We start from the raw sequence: 14,679 nt of genomic DNA on the forward strand, positions 1-14,679 counted from the left end.
TCATGAGTGCTACCACCATTGCCCGCCAGTGCACGTTGTGTGAGGCGCACTGCGGGATTCTCGTCACGGTCGAGGGTGATCAGGTGACGCGGATCGAGGGCAATCCGCAGGACGTGTTGTCGAAGGGCTACATCTGCCCGAAGGCGACGGCGATGGGCGGGTTGCATCACGACCCGGACCGGTTGCGGACGCCGGTGCGGCGGGTGGGTTCGTCGTTCGAGCCGATCGGCTGGGACGAGGCGTTCGCCGAGATCGGGCGGCGGCTGCGGAAGGTGCGTCGCGAGCACGGGAACAGTGCTGTGGGCATGTATCTGGGGAATCCGGCCGCGCACAGTTCGTCGGTGCTGTACGCGGTGTTGCTGCGGTCGGTGTTGTTGACGCGGAATTTCTTCTCGGCGTCGTCGATCGATCAGTTCCCGCAGGAATTCGTGGCGTGGCGGATGTTCGGCTCGAATGTGCTGATGCCGGTGACCGATATCGATCGGACCGATCGCCTGGTGATCCTGGGGGCGAATCCGGCGGTGTCGAACGGGTCGGTGACGACCATGCCGAATGCGAAGCAGCGGATCCGGGACGTGCGGCGGCGCGGGGGGAAGGTCGTGGTGATCGACCCGCGGCGGACGGAGACGGCGCGGCTGGCCGATCAGCATGTGGCGGTGGCTCCGGGTGGGGATGTGTATCTGCTGCTGGCGATGCTGCACGTGCTGGTGGCCGAGGATTTGTGTGACGAGAAGGCGATTCGGGCGTCCAGCACGGGCTGGGAGCTGTTGCGGTCGCTGGTGGCCGAGGCGTCTCCGGAGGCGATGGCGCAGTACGCGGGTGTGGACGCGGAGACGATTCGCGGGCTGGCTCGCGAGCACGCGGCGGCGTCCTCTGCGGTGCTGTACGCGCGGATCGGGGTGTGTCAGCAGGTGACGGGCACGTTGACGCATTGGCTGGTGAACACGATCAACGCGGTGACCGGCAATGTGGATCGGGCGGGCGGTCAGATGTTCGCGACGCCGCCGATCGATGCGGTGCGGTACGGGAAGTATCTGCCGGTGGGGTACGGGGCGTGGACCGACAGCTCCGGGACCTACAAGTCGTTCCGTTCGGAGTTGCCGGTGGCGGCGCTGGCGGAGGAGATGCTGACCGAGGGGCCGGGCCGGATTCGCGCGATGATCACGTATGCGGGCAATCCGGTGTTGTCGACGCCGCAGCGGGGCCGGTTGGGGGCGGCGCTGGATTCGCTGGATTTCTATGTGGCGGTGGACATGTACGTCACGGAGACCACGCGGCATGCCGACATCATCTTGCCGCCGATTTCGCCGTTGGAGCGGGAGGATGTCAACATCCTGTTCCCGGTGTTCAGTGTGCGCAACAATCTGCGTTTCGACGCGCGGGTGTTCGAGCCGCCCGCCGATGGGTTGGAGGATTGGCAGATCATGGCGCGGTTGGTGACCGAGGTGCTGCCGTTGCCCGCGCGCCGGTTCACCGCGCGGGCGTTGAACGCGTTGTTCGATCGGGTGAGCCCGCTGCGGATCGCGTCGCTGGGTGTGGCGGCTGGTCCGTACGGGGTGTTGCGGCGTGGCCGTAAGGGTTTGACGGTGGGTAAGGTGCGTGCGGCTGCGGGTGGTGTCGATCTGGGGCCGTTGCGGCCGCGGTTGCGGTCGTTGCTGGGGACGAAGGATCGGAAGGTGCATTTGGCGCCGGAGGATTTCGTGGCGGCTGCGCGGCAGGTGCTGGCGGACGCGCGAGCGGGTAGGGCGGTGACCGCGCCGTCGGACGGCTACGACTTGAAGTTGATCGGTCGTCGTCATCTGCGCAGCAACAACTCGTGGTTGCACAATGTGCCGTCGATGGTGAAGGGGCGGGATCGTTGCACCGCGTTGATGCATCCGGAGGATGCGGCCGCGCGGGGGTTGTGTGACGGTGAGCCGGTGACGGTGCGTTCGCGGGTCGGGTCGATCGTGGTGCCGTTGGAGGTGAGCGATGACATCCGGGCCGGGACGGTGGCGATTCCGCACGGGTGGGGGCATCAGGAGCCGGGTGTGGGGTGGACGGTGGCGGCGTCGCTGCCGGGCGCGAACGTGAATCTGCTGCACGATCCGGCGTTGACGGACACGTTCTCGGGGACGGCGGCGGTGAACAACACCTGGGTGACGGTGACGCGGGCGTCGGTCGAGGCCGGGGAACGTGCCGGTGCCGGCGAGCGTGAGCCCGCGCCGACGGCTTGACGAGGGCGAACAGTCCTGTCGCGAGGCGAAGGCGGTCCGGGTGCCGCAGTGTTGCCGAGTGACCGCACGGGCGCTGAGGTAGTGCGCGTCGGTGCGGATGTCATCGGGCTGCGGGGCCGGATCGTGTCGACCGGGCCGCGGGCGGCCGGTGTCGGTGGTGCGTCAGCTCGGGATGCGGGCTTCGATGCCGTCGAGGAGGAACTCGAGGCCGGTGTGGAAGGTTTGGTCGGCGTCGAGGTGGGCGGCGTCGCGGATGACCGTGGCCAAGGCGGGGTATCGGCCGGTGGCGAAGGCGCGCTGCAGATAGGGTCCGTAGGCGGCTTGCCACTGCTTTTCGTCCATTCCGGTGGCCCGCTCGGCGCGTCGTTCGGCGATCTCGCGGCGCACCGCGCCGATGACGTAGGCGTCCACCGCGGTGACCACCGGCATGACGAGGTCCACGTCGACGCCGTCGAGTGCGGCGATGACCGCTTCTCCCCTGGCGAGCGCGTGCGGTCCTAGCTGGGGCCGTCCACCGAGCAGGTCGGCGAGCCATTCGTGCTGGTGGACGGCGTGCCGGGTGGTTTCGGCGACGGAGCGCAGCACCTCGCGGCGACTGTTTCCGGTGGGGCGGATCTCGGCGTAGACGGCGTCGACCATCAGGTCGAGCAGCTCGTCTTTGGTGGCGATGTAGCCGTAGAGGCGCATCGGCCCGACATCCAGGGCGGCGGCGACCTTGCGCAGCGACACTGCTTCCAGGCCGTCGGCGTCGGCCAGCCGGATCGCCGCTCGCACGATCCGTTCCCGGCTCAGGGGAGCCGGTACGGGTCGATTCGGTGGTTCGGGTCTTTCCCACACCAACATGCGCTGACAATACAACGCCCGTCCCGATACACTGTATCGGAACAGTACGGTGTATCAGAGAGGCAATCATGTCCATCGCCATCATCGGAGCCGGCCTCGGCGGCCTGGCGCTGGCCCGCGTGCTGCACGTCAACGGCATCGACGCCGTGGTGTACGAACGCGAGCCCTCGCGCGAGGCCCGCGGCCAGGGCGGCATGCTCGACATCCATTCCGGGACCGGGCAGCGAGCGCTGCGCGAGGCGGGCCTGATCGAGCGGTTCCACGCGATCGCCCGCGGCGAAGGTCAGGACATGCGCCTTCTGGAGCCGGACGGCACCTTGCTGCTGCAGGAGGACACCCCCGACGACGCCCCGCTCGAGCGACCCGAGGTCGATCGCGCCGATCTGCGCGGCCTGCTGCTGGATTCCCTTCCCGAGGGCGCGGTGCGCTGGGGGCGGGCGTTCGAATCCGCCGACAACGGTGTGCTGCGCTTCGCCGATGGCAGCACTGCGACCTGTGAGCTGCTGGTCGGCGCGGACGGCGCGCAGTCGCGGGTTCGCGCGCTGCTCACCGACGCCCGCCCGGCGCATATCGGCCAGAACGTCGTCGAACTCGGCATTCCCGACATCGACCGCAGCCACCCCGATCTCGCGGCGATGGTCGGGCGCGGCAACTACTGGGTGCTGGGCGACGGACTGTCGCTGGCGGCGCAGCGCAACGGTGACGGCCGCGTCCGCATCGGCCTCAGTTTCTACAACACCGGCGAGGACTGGTGGTCCACCAGCGGGATCCCGTTCGACGACCCCGCCGCCGCGCGGGCGCGGCTGATGGATCTGCTCTCCGGTTGGGACGAACGTTTCCTCGCGCTGATCGCGGCCTGCGACGACGCGGTCGTGCCGCGGTCGATCACCACTTTGCCGGTCGGGCTGACCTGGCCGTCGACGCCGGGGGTCACGCTGCTCGGCGATGCCGCGCACCTGATGCCGCCGGTGGGCGAGGGCGCCAACATGGCGCTGCTGGACGGCGCGCTGCTCGGCCTGGCGCTGGCCGCGCGCCCGGAGGACTTCCCTTCTGCCGTCGCGGAATACGAGCGGGAGATGTTCGAACGCACCAGCGCTGTCGCCCGGGAGTGCGCGTCCATCCAGGAGATGCTGATGGCGCCGGACGCCAGCCGCAGGATTTTGGCGTTCTTCCAACCCGGTTCGGAGGAGGTCGCCAGCGGCTGACTTCTGAACGCTGTGCTGCGGGCTCGGGCCGTGCTATCCGCTGACTTGGTCGACGCGGGTGCCGTCGAGCCAGGGCTGGGGATCGGCGAGGAACGGGGTGTCGTCGAGACGGGCGAGGTCTTCGAAGAACGCTTTCGTGGTGCGTGCGGCGGCGGCCGTGGTGCCGACGGAGACGAATGCGGCCTGTTCGGCGTCCAGGGCTCGGGAGAGGGATTTGTCGGAGCCGAAGTAGACGGCGCGTTTGAGTTCGGCGACGACGAGCGGGTTGCGTGCGGCCAGTCGTGCGGCGGTGGCCTGGGTTTCGGCGAGCAGGTCTTGGGTGGGGATCACCCGGTGCAGCAAGCCCAGGCGCAGGGCTTCCTGGGCGGTGAAGGGTGTGCCTTCGAGGGTGATCTCGATCGCTTTGGCGGCGCCGAGCAGGCGGGTGAGGCGTTGGGTGGCGCCGCCGCCGGGGATGAGGTTGGCCAGTGTCTCGATCTGGCCCAGGCGCACGTGCTCGGCGTCGGCGGCGTAGCGCAGGTCGCAGGCGAGGGCGATTTCGTGGCCGCCGCCGAGTGCGGGTCCGTTGATGGCGGCGAGGTAGGCGACGCCGGAGCGGTTCATCCGCAGAGTGGTGCGTTTCCAGCGGTAGCCCCAGACCAGGCCAGCGCCGAGTCCTCCGCCGTGGCGTTCGACCAGGTCGGTCGCGCCGGGCACGTGCAGGGCGGCCGCGGCGGCGCGCAGGAAGGGTGCCGCGGCGCGGGCGGGGACGAAGGGGCGCGGTTTGTCGATCATGCCGCCGAGGGCGGCGGGGTCGGCGTGGGTGAGGAAGCGGCCGGGTAGTCCCCCGGTGAGCACGACCGCGCCGACGCTGTCGTCGGCGTCGGCCGCGGCGGTGAGGGTGTCGAGGTCGCGGACGACCGCGGTGGTGACGAAGTTCCACGGGGGTGCGACGACCCGCGCGGTGAGTACGCGCCCGGTCTGGTTCAGGTCGATGGTCTCGAGGGAGAGGTCTGCGGCGGGCATCGGCGGCTCCTGGGGTGCGCGTTGTCGGGCTGTGAGAGTGGCTCCGCGCGACGGTGTTTCGGCGGTGCGGCCCGCTGGCGTGGCGTGGTCTCCACCCTAGTGCCGCGGGAGCGTCCCGATGTTCCGGACCGGCTGCCCCGCCGGTCCGGAACGCGGGTCAGGCGGTGGGCTTGTGGACGCGGGTGTCGTGGAATTCCAGCAGTGCCGCGAGGGTCTGCTCGGGTGCTTCCAGTTGCGGGTAGTGGCCGATGCGCGGCAGTTCGACGACGTCGGGGTCGGTGATCAGTTCGCGGTAGCGGCGCACCATGTGGCCGCCGGAGACCGGGTCGGTGAGGCCGTCGAGCAGCCGGATCGGGACGCGGGCCTGCCGCAGCGCGCCCACCCAGCGCTGCCGTTGCCTGCGTCGTTCGGCCATGTAGCGGATCAGCTTGCGGCCGTTGCGTTTTCCGTGTTTGCTGCACCACAGCAGCCAGAACTGGTGCAGTTCGACGTCGGTGGGTTTGGTGTCGGGTCCGAACACCGCGGCCAGGCTGCGGTGGAAGGTGCGTTCGCTGCCGAGCACGCCCACGAGCGGGCCGAGCGGACCGGCCAGCAGCCGCTGCACCGGGCGGGGGCGGTGGGCTTCGGGGAACAGGCCGCCGTTGAGCAGGAACACCGATTCGATCGTGAGGGATTCGTCGCCGGCGGCGCGGCGTTCGACGTCACGGGCCAGCAGTTCCTGGGCGACGCTGTCGCCGTAGTCGTGGGCGAGGATGTGGAATCGGCTGATGCCTTGTTCGCGCAGCAGGTTTTCGTGGATGTCGGCTTGGTCGGTGATGCGGTAGTCGTAGTGGCGGGGTTTGGCCGACCAGCCGAAACCGATCATGTCGGGAGCGATGACGCGGGCGAAGCGTTCGCACAGGCCGGGCCAGATGCGGTGCCAGTCCCAGGACGCGGTGGGGAATCCGTGGATGCACACCAGCGTCCCGTCGGGGCCTGCGCCTGCGTCGCGCCAGAAGATCTGGTGGCCGCGATGTGTGTGGCGTCGTCCGTTCGCCCGCCAGGACGCGAACTCCTCCATGTCTACCTCCTTGTCGTCGACAAGCATGGCGCGTGTGCGCGCCGGGCACAGTAGTTCGGTCGGCCGTGCACGTGTCATCTACTGTGCGGGCCGTTAGCCGATCGTGCGCTCTGGAAGAATTCCACCGTGCATGTCGCGATCGGCCTGGTTGTTCTCGTCGCGTCGGCGGCCGCGTTGGCGGCGCTGGCGCGTCGGTTCGGGATCTCCGAACCGCTGGTACTGACGGTGGGCGGGGTGGCGGCGTCGTATCTGCCGTTCCTGCCGGAGATCCATTTGGAGCCGGAGATCATTCTGCTCGGTTTTCTGCCTCCTTTGCTGTATACCGCCGCGATCCGCACGTCGTTGGTGGATTTCCGGGCCGATGTGCGCACGATCGGGTTGCTGTCGGTGGGGTTGGTGTTGTTCACGACGTTCGCCGTGGCGGTGGTGGTGTGGTGGCTGCTGCCGGTGCCGTTCGCGGTCGCGGTGGCGTTGGGCGCGGTGGTGGCTCCGCCGGATGCGGTGGCCGCGACGGCGGTGGCGCGGCGGATCGGGATGCCGCGGCGGATCGTGACGATCCTGGAGGACGAGTCGCTGTTCAACGACGCGACCGCGCTGGTGGCGTTGCGCACGGCGCTGGCGGCGATGGCGGGCACGGTGTCGGTGTGGGCGGCCGGGGCCGATTTCGCGTTGGCGGCCGGTGGCGGCGCCGCGGTCGGGGTGGTGGTGGCGTATCTGCTGGCGATGCTGCGGCGGCGGATCACCGATCCGGTGATGGATACGACGTTGTCGTTCCTGGCGCCGTTCGCGGCGTATCTGCCCGCCGAGAGCATTCATGCCTCGGGGGTGATCGCGGTGGTCGTGTGCGGGATGATCCTCGGGCACAACGCGCCGGTGTGGCAGAGCGCCGCGTCGCGGATCGCCGAGCGCATCAATTGGCGCACGATCCAGTTCATTCTGGAGAGCGCGGTGTTCGTGCTGATCGGGCTGCAGGTGCGCGGCATCGTGGAAGGTGCCTGGCACAGCGAGCTCGACCACGCGACGCTGCTGTGGTCGGCGGTGGCGGTACTGGCGGCGACGATGCTGGCGCGTCCGGTGTGGGTGTTCGGGTCGGCGTTGCTGTCGCGCAGTCTCGGTGGCGGCGAGGCGGTGCCGGTGCGTCATCTGGTGGTGGTGTCGTGGGCGGGGATGCGCGGGGTGGTGACGTTGGCGGCGGTGTTGCTGCTGCCGCAGGACACGCCGTTGCTCGCGGTGCTGCGCCTGCTGGCGCTGGTGGTGGTGGCGGGGACGTTGCTGGTGCAGGGCACGTCGTTACCGTGGCTGGTGCGGTGGCTGCGGTTGCGTGCGCCCAGCCGCGCGGAGGACGCGTTGCAGAAGGCCAATGTGTTGCAGCAGGCCACCGCGGCCGGTCTGGCCGCGCTGGATCGGGAGGTCACGCCGGACACGCCGCAGGGAGTGGTGCAGACGTTGCGTGATCGGGTGCTGTGGAAGAGCAACGCCGCTTGGGAGCGGTTGGGGCGGGCGGAGTCGGAGTTGGTGACTCCCACCGCGGAGTACCGGCGGCTGCGGTTGGCGATGCTGCAGGCCGAACGCGCGACCGTGTTGGAGGTGCGGGATTCCGGCACGGTCGACTACGAGATCCTGCAGCATGTGCTGGCGCAGTTGGATCTGGAGGAGTCGATCATCGATCGCTTCGACGAGACCGAGGAGGAGCGGGTCGAGCCGCTGGCCGCGGCGGGAACCGACGACGCGTGCGCGCATCTGCGCGACGCGCCGCTGGTGCGCGCGCACGGCGGGCCGGACGAATGCGCCGAATGCCTCGCCGAGGGGCTGGCGTGGGTGCATCTGCGGATGTGTCTGGCCTGTGGGCACGTGGCCTGCTGCGATTCTTCTCCGGGCAATCACGCGAGCAAGCACTACGCCGGCAGCGGGCATCCGGTGATGCGCAGTGTGGAGCCGGGTGAGGCGTGGCGCTGGTGCTATGTGGACGAGCTGCTGGGGTAGCTCAGCGTTGGGCGTGGGAGTAGATCAGGCGCGCGTATTCGGCCAGCAGCTGGTCCAGGGAGAGGTTTTCCCCGCCCGCGGCGATCTGCTGGTAGCCGACGAGCATCGCCATGCCCAGTGAGGTGACCACGGCGGCGGTGGCGTCGTCGCCGACGACTCCTTTGACCGCTTTGTGCACGGTGCGCCTGCGGGATTCGTCGACGCGCTTGAGTGCGAGGTTGACCGATTCGTCGTTGGCCGCCCAGGCGCGGATGGCGGCTTCGGCGGCGTGGTGCAGTCCGGCGGCGAGGTCGGACATCGCGCGGATGTCGTCGTCGGGGTTGCCCTGGTTGAACGGCATGGTGCCCAGGATGCGCACCTGGCGGTTCTCCCAGTGCTCGAGCAGGGCGTCGACGAATCCTTGCCAGCTGCCGAAGTGGTGGTAGAACGAGCCGCTGGTGACGCCGAGGCGGCGGCACAGGACGCCGATGTTGAGGCCTTTGAAGCCGAGTTCGGCGAGCACTTCCAGGCCGGTGTCGAAGTACTGCTCCTTGGTGACCACTCGTGACATGCGGGCGCCGTTCTGTTCGTTCGGTCAGGGGGAGGGACCGAACAGTACCCCATCGTAGGGTCGCCTGGAGGGAGCACGGGAAGTACCGCTGCGTACGCCGAGAAGACGCTCCGGTACCTGTTACCTGCGGAAATACCTAGCCCCGGCCGGGGCGACGTAACAGAGCAACTGCTCTGTTATAGTGGCGGCATGCCACGCCCCCGCACGCACGACCCCGGCACCGTGCTCGACGCCGCGGAATCGCTGGCCGTTCGCCACGGCCCCGCCGCGGTCACGACGCGCGCGGTCGCCGCCGCCACCGGCGTGTCCAACGGCGCGATCTACCACACCTTCGGATCGCGCGCGGAGCTGCTGGGCCGCACCTGGTTGCGCGCCGCGCGCCGGTTCCTGGACCTGCAGACCGCGCTGGTCGAGACGGCGCTCGACGGCCGCAGCGCGGTCGAGGCGGTGGTCGCGGCCGCGGAGGCGCCCGCGATCTTCGCCGAGCGCCATCCCGACTCCTCACGGCTGCTGCTGGCCGTGCGGCGCGAGGAACTGCTGGGCGAGATGCCCGAAGCCCTCGCCGCCGAACTGGCGGCCACCGACGCGGTGCTGGTCGAGTTGCTGGTGCGGCTGTCGCGGCAGCTGTGGCGACGCGGCGACCGCCACGCCGTCGACGTCATGACGCTGTGCCTGGTCGATCTGCCCACCGCCGTGCTGCTGCGCCGCGACCGGCTGGCCGACCCCCGTGCGCGCGACTACCTGCGCAGCGCCGTGCGCGCCGTGCTGGCCGTCGGCCCGCCACCGCGCTGATCCGTGCACTGCTCCCCTACCGGAAGGACCCGCCATGCCCACCCTCGACTACCACGACAAGATCGCCGTCCTGGATCTCGGTGACGGTGAGAATCGTTTCTCCCCCGACTTTCTCGACCGGATCGGCGCCCACCTCGACACCGCTCTCGCCGACGGCGCCCAGGGCCTGGTCACCATCGCCGGCGGCAAGTTCTACTCCAACGGACTCGACCTGGACTGGCTGGCCGCCAACGCCGATCGCGCCGAGTGGTATGTCGCGCGGGTGCAGGCGCTGCTGGCGCGGATGCTCACCTTTCCCGTGCCCACCGCCGCCGCGCTGCCCGGCCACGCCTTCGGCGCGGGCGCGATGCTGGCCATCGCGCACGACTACCGGGTGATGCGCGCCGACCGCGGCTACTTCTGCTTCCCCGAAGTCGACATCCGCATCCCCTTCACCCCCGGCATGGCCGCGTTGATCCAGGCCAAGCTCACGCCGAAAAGCGCCGTCGCCTCGATGACCACCGGCCGCCGCTTCGGCGGTCCGGACGCCGAGGCCTACGACATCGTCGACGCCACCGCCGCCGAAGGCGCCGTCACCGACTCCGCCGTGGCGCTGCTGACCCCGCTCGCCGGCAAGGACCCCGCCACCCTCGGCGCCATCAAGAACACGATGTACGCCACCGCCGTCGCGGCACTGACCGCCGGGTGATCGGCATCGTCACGTCCGGTGGATGCTCGGAAATTGCGGTATCGCAAGGGTTTCCGCGACCGGTCGTGACGGAATCCGGGGAGGCTTGCGGTGGCGGACCTCGTCGCGACTGCACGATACGGTCGACCGGCGAGACGAGGCAGGGTGAGCGCGGAAGTATCGACCCCGACCCCGACGCGGACGCGGAGGCTCGGCCCGGACGGGTCGCCGGCAATCGTGCGGGTTGCTGTCGAGCTGTTCACCGCGCTGCCGGGCTTCCGGGGCACTGGCGGACGATGATCCGCTCGCGGCCGAGTAGATCACGTGCTGCGCCGCGAGCGTGCACGAACCCAGCGCCCGACAGACGCTGTCTCACAACCGGAAGGTGAGCCGCTGCGGGTGCACGTAGTCGGCCGGGTCGTGCATGACACGCAGTTGCGGTCGCCGTGGCGCGGGGATGCGTTCGAGTTCCGCGCGCAGCGGTGCGTCGTAGGTCGCCGCGCTGGCGGTGAGGCCGGGCAGCCAGTTGTCGTGATGGCTCGGCACGAACAGCCCGGGGCGCAGAGCCTGGATGTAGGTGCGCGGATCGCGCAGGCCGTTGCTGATCTGGTTGTAGCCCTGCACCGCGCCGATCTGCACATCGGTGGCCGGTAGCGCGGCGAGGGTGTCGAACACCTGCGGGGCGCGTTCGGTGAGCGGTCCGGACGAGTCGTGCCACACCAGGGAGAAGCCGGGCACCCGGAACTGGTACAGCAGCACCCCGCCTTCGGGGTCGCGCAGCCGCGGCAGGCCGTCCAGCAGGCCGCGGGGTGTCGGCGGGTGGCTGAGCACGATGCCCGGTTCGGGGCGGGGAAAGAATCGGGGTGATCCCTCGACGGGGTCGGGCGGGGTGCGTGCGGAGTGCAGGTGGCGCACCACGCTCACCTGCACCGTGCCCACGGTGCAGTCCTCGCGGGTGCCGATCGCGGTGTCCGCGTCACCGTGCGTGGCGGTGGGAAATGCCGGGTCGCCGACTTGTGCGGCGACGGTCGCGCAGTGCTCGGCGGTGCCGTGCACGACCGCGCCGCCGGCTCGGGCGATGCGGCCCGCGTCGGCGGCGTGGTCGAAGTGACCGTGGCCGATGAAGATCGCCGCCGGGGCCAGGTCCACCAGATCCTGCGGAGTGGCCGGAACGTAGCCGGTGCTGGTCAGCCGCGGCACCCACGCGTCGAGCAGCAACACCGAACCGCCCATGGCCAGGGCGTAGGTGCTGCAGCCGACCCAGGACAGCACCACCCGGTCCGTGCGCAAGGCGCCCGTGCGCGGGTCGACGGTGTCGGCGCCGAAGAAGCGGGCGCGCGCGGCGATCGTCCGCGGATCGGCGGGTCCGGTCGCCGGCCGCAACCGGCCGGCGCGCAGGGAGGTCAGCAGGCCGAGGCCGGGAAGGTTGCACACCCCCGTACCCCATCACGGGCGGGGAATGCGGGCAAGGGATCGGCTAGAGGCGGATGCCGAGCAGTGCGTCGACGGCGGTGGCGATCAGCGCGGGCGCTTCGGCGTCCTTGCCGCCGTAGTCCAACGCCTGACGTGCCCAGTTGTCGATCGCGTCGAGTGCCTTGGGGGTGTCCAGGTCGTCGGCCAGATGCTGGCGCAGCCGGGCGACGGTATCGGTGGCCGCGGGGCCCGCGGGCAACGCCGCGGCCTCGCGCCACAGTCGCAGGCGCCGCTGCGCCTGCTCGAGCAGCGCGTCGGTCCACATCCGGTCCTGGCGGTAGTGGCCGGCCAGCAGGCCGAGACGGATGGCGGCCGGATCGACGCCGCCGCGGCGCAGCGTGGACACCAGCACGAGGTTGCCGCGCGACTTCGACATCTTCTCCCCGTCCAGCCCGATCAGGCCGGCGTGCACGTAGTGGCGGGCGAAGCGGCGCCCGGCGATGAGCGACTCGGCGTGCGCGGCGGAGTACTCGTGATGGGGGTAGATCAGGTCACTGCCGCCGCCCTGGATGTCGAATTCCGGGCCGATGCGGTTCAACGCGATCGCCGAACACTCGATGTGCCAGCCGGGCCGTCCAGGGCCGAACGGGGCGGGCCAGGACGGCTCGCCCGGACGCGCCGAGCGCCACAGCAGAGCGTCGATGGTGTCGCGTTTGCCGGGACGGCCGGGGTCGCCGCCGCGTTCGGCGAACAGCCGCTCCATGGTGGCGCGGTCGTAGCCGGATTCGTAGCCGAACTGCTCGGTGGCGTCGGCGCGGAAGTAGATGTCGGGAAATTCGGCGTCGTCGACGATGTAGGCGGCGCCGGAGGCCAGCAGTTTCTGCACGAATTCGACGACCTCGTCGACGGATTCGACGGCGCCGATGTAGTCGCGGGGCGGCACGATCCGCAGCGCGGCCATGTCCTCGCGGAACAGGTCGGTCTCCGCGGCGCCGAGGTCGCGCCAGTCCACGCCGTCGCGGGCGGCGCGTTCGAACAGCGGGTCGTCGACGTCGGTGACGTTCTGCACGTAGTGCACGTCGTGGCCTGCGTCGCGCCACAGCCGGTTGACCAGGTCGAAGGTCAGGTAGGTCGCGGCGTGCCCGAGGTGGGTGGCGTCGTAGGGGGTGATGCCGCAGACGTACATGGTGGCGGTGGGGCCGGCCGCGACCGGGCGCACCAGACGGTCGGCGGTGTCGTACAACCGCAACGGCGGTCCTGCTCCGGGGACGGTGGGGAGGGCGGTATCGGACCAGGACTGCATGCTTACGAGGGTAAAGGTGTGGTGGAGCTCATCGTTCCCCGGGCCGGTGGCCCATGCCGCCCGCCCGCCGCGCTCGCCCGCCGCGACCTGCGTCTTTCAGCGAATCGTCGGATGTCAATAATTTCGGTTTCGCTGAATCAGCCGCGGGCGGGGCCGGGACGGTGTCGCGCACGGTCAGAAGGCGGGCCACGGAATGGGGCGGGAGGTGCGCGGCAGCGGCATCACCGGGTCGTCGAGCAGCCGGTGGGTGCGTTCGATCAACGCGTCGATCTCGGCGTCGGTGATGTGCTCGCCGATGGTGTCGGCGAACGCGCCCGGCAGTTGCTTGGCGAACGCGGTGATGTCGGCGACCAACCCGTCGTCGATGGGCTGCCCGGCCCAGCCCCACAGCACGGTGCGCAGTTTGTGGTCGGTGTGCAGGCAGATGCCGTGATCGACGCCGTAGACCTGCCCGTCCACCCCTTCCAGCGCGTGCCCGCCTTTGCGGTCGGCGTTGTTGAGCAGGACGTCCAGCACCGCCACCCGGTGCAGCCGTGGGTCGTCGGCGTGGATCAGCGACACTTCGTTGCCCAGGTCGTCCTGCGCGCGCAGCACCTCGCGGAAGCCGTCGGGCACCGCGCCGGCCGGGCACAGATCGATCAGGTCGAGGCGGTCGCCGCGGTCGGTGTGGTTGTCGGCGCCTTCCACCCAGCGCTGCACCATGCCGGGGCCGAAAGGGCCGTCGCGCAGAATGGTTTCGGGGATCACGCCCCAGCCGATCGCCTCGGAGATCAGGTAGGAGGCCACCTCGCGTCCGGCGAGGGTGCCGTCGGGGAAGTCCCACAGCGGTCGTTCGCCGCGGATGGGTTTGTAGACCACCCGCAACGGTGTGGCGCCGGTGGCGGTGTCGTTCACCTCGCAGACCAGGGTGACGTTGCTGGCGGTGTTCACCCGCCCGATCACGGTCAGTTCGCCGCTGTGGAATCCGTCCCCGGCCTCGGCCACCGAATCACTCCTCTAGTTCGGCCGCGCCGAAGATGTCACCGCGTTTGTAGCCGTTGGTGCGCACGCACATGTGCCCGCGCGCCGACAGCGGCTCACCGCACAGCGGGCACGGCGGGCGGCCCGCGGCGATCACCCGGGTGGAGCGCAGCGCGAATTCGCGGGCCTGGATCGGGGTGAGGAACACCCGCACCGCGTCGGGGCCCTCCTCGGTGTCGTCGAGCACCACCGATTCGTCGACCTCGGTCTCGGTGATCGCCAGCAGCTCGACCACGACCGCGCCCGCGTCGGCGTCCCAGCCCAGGCCCATGGTGCCGACCCGGAATTCGGCGTCGATCGGGGTGACCAGCGGCGCGTTGTCGCTGACGTCCTCGGCCTGCGGGGGCACTTCGGCGCCGAAGCGGCGCGCGACCTCGTCCAGCAGCAGACCCATCCGGTCGGCGAGTACTTTGACCTGCTGCTTTTCCAGCAGCACGCTGACCACGCGGGGTTCCTGCACGGCCTGCAGGTAGAACGCGCGATCGCCCGGCTCACCGACGGTCCCGGCGACGAAACGATCGGGGGTGCGGAATACATGGATTGCGCGTGACACATGCACCTCCTGATATGACCCTGATCGACTACCCGCGGCGCGGGGATCCATACGACGACCGCTGGGTTG

At 70.1% G+C, this 14,679-nt stretch carries 13 protein-coding genes; 5 read left to right on the forward strand and 8 right to left on the reverse strand.

Translation table 11 applies throughout. The annotated features are described in order from the left end of the window. Positions 1-2: 2 nt before the first annotated feature. Positions 3-2,216, forward strand: coding sequence for a molybdopterin oxidoreductase family protein (locus ACH49X_RS19660; RefSeq protein WP_357107423.1), 2,214 nt, complete (start codon positions 3-5; stop codon positions 2,214-2,216). Positions 2,217-2,378: 162 nt separating this feature from the next. Here ACH49X_RS19660 and ACH49X_RS19665 read toward each other — a convergent pair whose 3' ends face one another. After that, positions 2,379-2,990, reverse strand: a complete 612-nt coding sequence (locus tag ACH49X_RS19665) for a TetR/AcrR family transcriptional regulator C-terminal domain-containing protein (RefSeq protein ID WP_323124554.1) — start codon at positions 2,988-2,990, stop codon at positions 2,379-2,381. Positions 2,991-3,127: 137 nt separating this feature from the next. Here ACH49X_RS19665 and ACH49X_RS19670 point away from each other — a divergent pair, with 137 nt between their 5' ends. After that, positions 3,128-4,264 carry an FAD-dependent monooxygenase gene (locus ACH49X_RS19670; protein WP_357207954.1) on the forward strand — a complete coding sequence of 379 codons (1,137 nt, stop codon included), beginning with the start codon at positions 3,128-3,130 and terminating at the stop codon, positions 4,262-4,264. Between the two features lie 33 nt (positions 4,265-4,297). Here ACH49X_RS19670 and ACH49X_RS19675 read toward each other — a convergent pair whose 3' ends face one another. Both ACH49X_RS19675 and ACH49X_RS19680 read right to left on the reverse strand, forming a co-directional pair. Then, on the reverse strand, positions 4,298-5,269 hold the full coding sequence (locus ACH49X_RS19675) for an enoyl-CoA hydratase/isomerase family protein (protein ID WP_195082905.1): 972 nt from the start codon (positions 5,267-5,269) through the stop codon (positions 4,298-4,300). Positions 5,270-5,426: 157 nt separating this feature from the next. After that, positions 5,427-6,329, reverse strand: coding sequence for an alpha/beta hydrolase (locus tag ACH49X_RS19680; RefSeq protein ID WP_357207952.1), 903 nt, complete (start codon positions 6,327-6,329; stop codon positions 5,427-5,429). Positions 6,330-6,455: 126 nt separating this feature from the next. Here ACH49X_RS19680 and ACH49X_RS19685 point away from each other — a divergent pair, with 126 nt between their 5' ends. Then, entirely contained in the window at positions 6,456-8,312 is a 1,857-nt protein-coding gene (locus ACH49X_RS19685; protein ID WP_357207951.1) for a Na+/H+ antiporter, read from the forward strand. A gap of 1 nt (position 8,313) precedes the next feature. Here ACH49X_RS19685 and ACH49X_RS19690 read toward each other — a convergent pair whose 3' ends face one another. After that, complete coding sequence (locus ACH49X_RS19690) at positions 8,314-8,862, reverse strand: TetR/AcrR family transcriptional regulator (RefSeq protein ID WP_195082908.1); 549 nt, start codon at positions 8,860-8,862, stop codon at positions 8,314-8,316. Positions 8,863-9,051: 189 nt separating this feature from the next. Here ACH49X_RS19690 and ACH49X_RS19695 point away from each other — a divergent pair, with 189 nt between their 5' ends. Both ACH49X_RS19695 and ACH49X_RS19700 read left to right on the forward strand, forming a co-directional pair. Further along, entirely contained in the window at positions 9,052-9,654 is a 603-nt protein-coding gene (locus ACH49X_RS19695; RefSeq protein ID WP_195082909.1) for a TetR family transcriptional regulator, read from the forward strand. A 34-nt stretch (positions 9,655-9,688) separates the two neighbouring features. After that, a complete protein-coding gene (locus ACH49X_RS19700; protein WP_195082910.1) occupies positions 9,689-10,342 on the forward strand; it encodes an enoyl-CoA hydratase-related protein in 654 nt (217 codons plus the stop codon). 351 nt (positions 10,343-10,693) lie between these two features. Here ACH49X_RS19700 and ACH49X_RS19705 read toward each other — a convergent pair whose 3' ends face one another. From ACH49X_RS19705 to ACH49X_RS19720, 4 genes are all read right to left on the reverse strand, one after another. Next, complete coding sequence (locus ACH49X_RS19705) at positions 10,694-11,755, reverse strand: MBL fold metallo-hydrolase (RefSeq protein WP_195082911.1); 1,062 nt, start codon at positions 11,753-11,755, stop codon at positions 10,694-10,696. A 43-nt stretch (positions 11,756-11,798) separates the two neighbouring features. Then, entirely contained in the window at positions 11,799-13,037 is a 1,239-nt protein-coding gene (gene mshC, locus ACH49X_RS19710) for a cysteine--1-D-myo-inosityl 2-amino-2-deoxy-alpha-D-glucopyranoside ligase (protein WP_357207948.1), read from the reverse strand. A gap of 174 nt (positions 13,038-13,211) precedes the next feature. Continuing rightward, complete coding sequence (locus ACH49X_RS19715; RefSeq protein WP_195082913.1) at positions 13,212-14,021, reverse strand: SCO1664 family protein; 810 nt, start codon at positions 14,019-14,021, stop codon at positions 13,212-13,214. Between the two features lie 4 nt (positions 14,022-14,025). Then, on the reverse strand, positions 14,026-14,610 hold the full coding sequence (locus ACH49X_RS19720; RefSeq protein WP_039798216.1) for a DUF3090 domain-containing protein: 585 nt from the start codon (positions 14,608-14,610) through the stop codon (positions 14,026-14,028). Positions 14,611-14,679 lie beyond the last annotated feature (69 nt).

Source organism: Nocardia sp. NPDC019323, assembly GCF_044389845.1.
Classification (GTDB): domain Bacteria; phylum Actinomycetota; class Actinomycetes; order Mycobacteriales; family Mycobacteriaceae; genus Nocardia; species Nocardia implantans.

Excerpts from the sequence above, each read along its gene's own strand:
- ACH49X_RS19660 (WP_357107423.1), top strand. The coding sequence starts at position 3 with ATGAGTGCTACCACCATTGCCCGCCAGTGCACGTTGTGTGAGGCGCAC.
- ACH49X_RS19670 (WP_357207954.1), top strand. The coding sequence starts at position 3,128 with ATGTCCATCGCCATCATCGGAGCCGGCCTCGGCGGCCTGGCGCTGGCC.
- ACH49X_RS19675 (WP_195082905.1), bottom strand. The coding sequence starts at position 5,269 with ATGCCCGCCGCAGACCTCTCCCTCGAGACCATCGACCTGAACCAGACC.
- ACH49X_RS19680 (WP_357207952.1), bottom strand. The coding sequence starts at position 6,329 with ATGGAGGAGTTCGCGTCCTGGCGGGCGAACGGACGACGCCACACACAT.
- ACH49X_RS19690 (WP_195082908.1), bottom strand. The coding sequence starts at position 8,862 with ATGTCACGAGTGGTCACCAAGGAGCAGTACTTCGACACCGGCCTGGAA.
- ACH49X_RS19695 (WP_195082909.1), top strand. The coding sequence starts at position 9,052 with ATGCCACGCCCCCGCACGCACGACCCCGGCACCGTGCTCGACGCCGCG.
- ACH49X_RS19700 (WP_195082910.1), top strand. The coding sequence starts at position 9,689 with ATGCCCACCCTCGACTACCACGACAAGATCGCCGTCCTGGATCTCGGT.
- mshC (WP_357207948.1), bottom strand. The coding sequence starts at position 13,037 with ATGCAGTCCTGGTCCGATACCGCCCTCCCCACCGTCCCCGGAGCAGGA.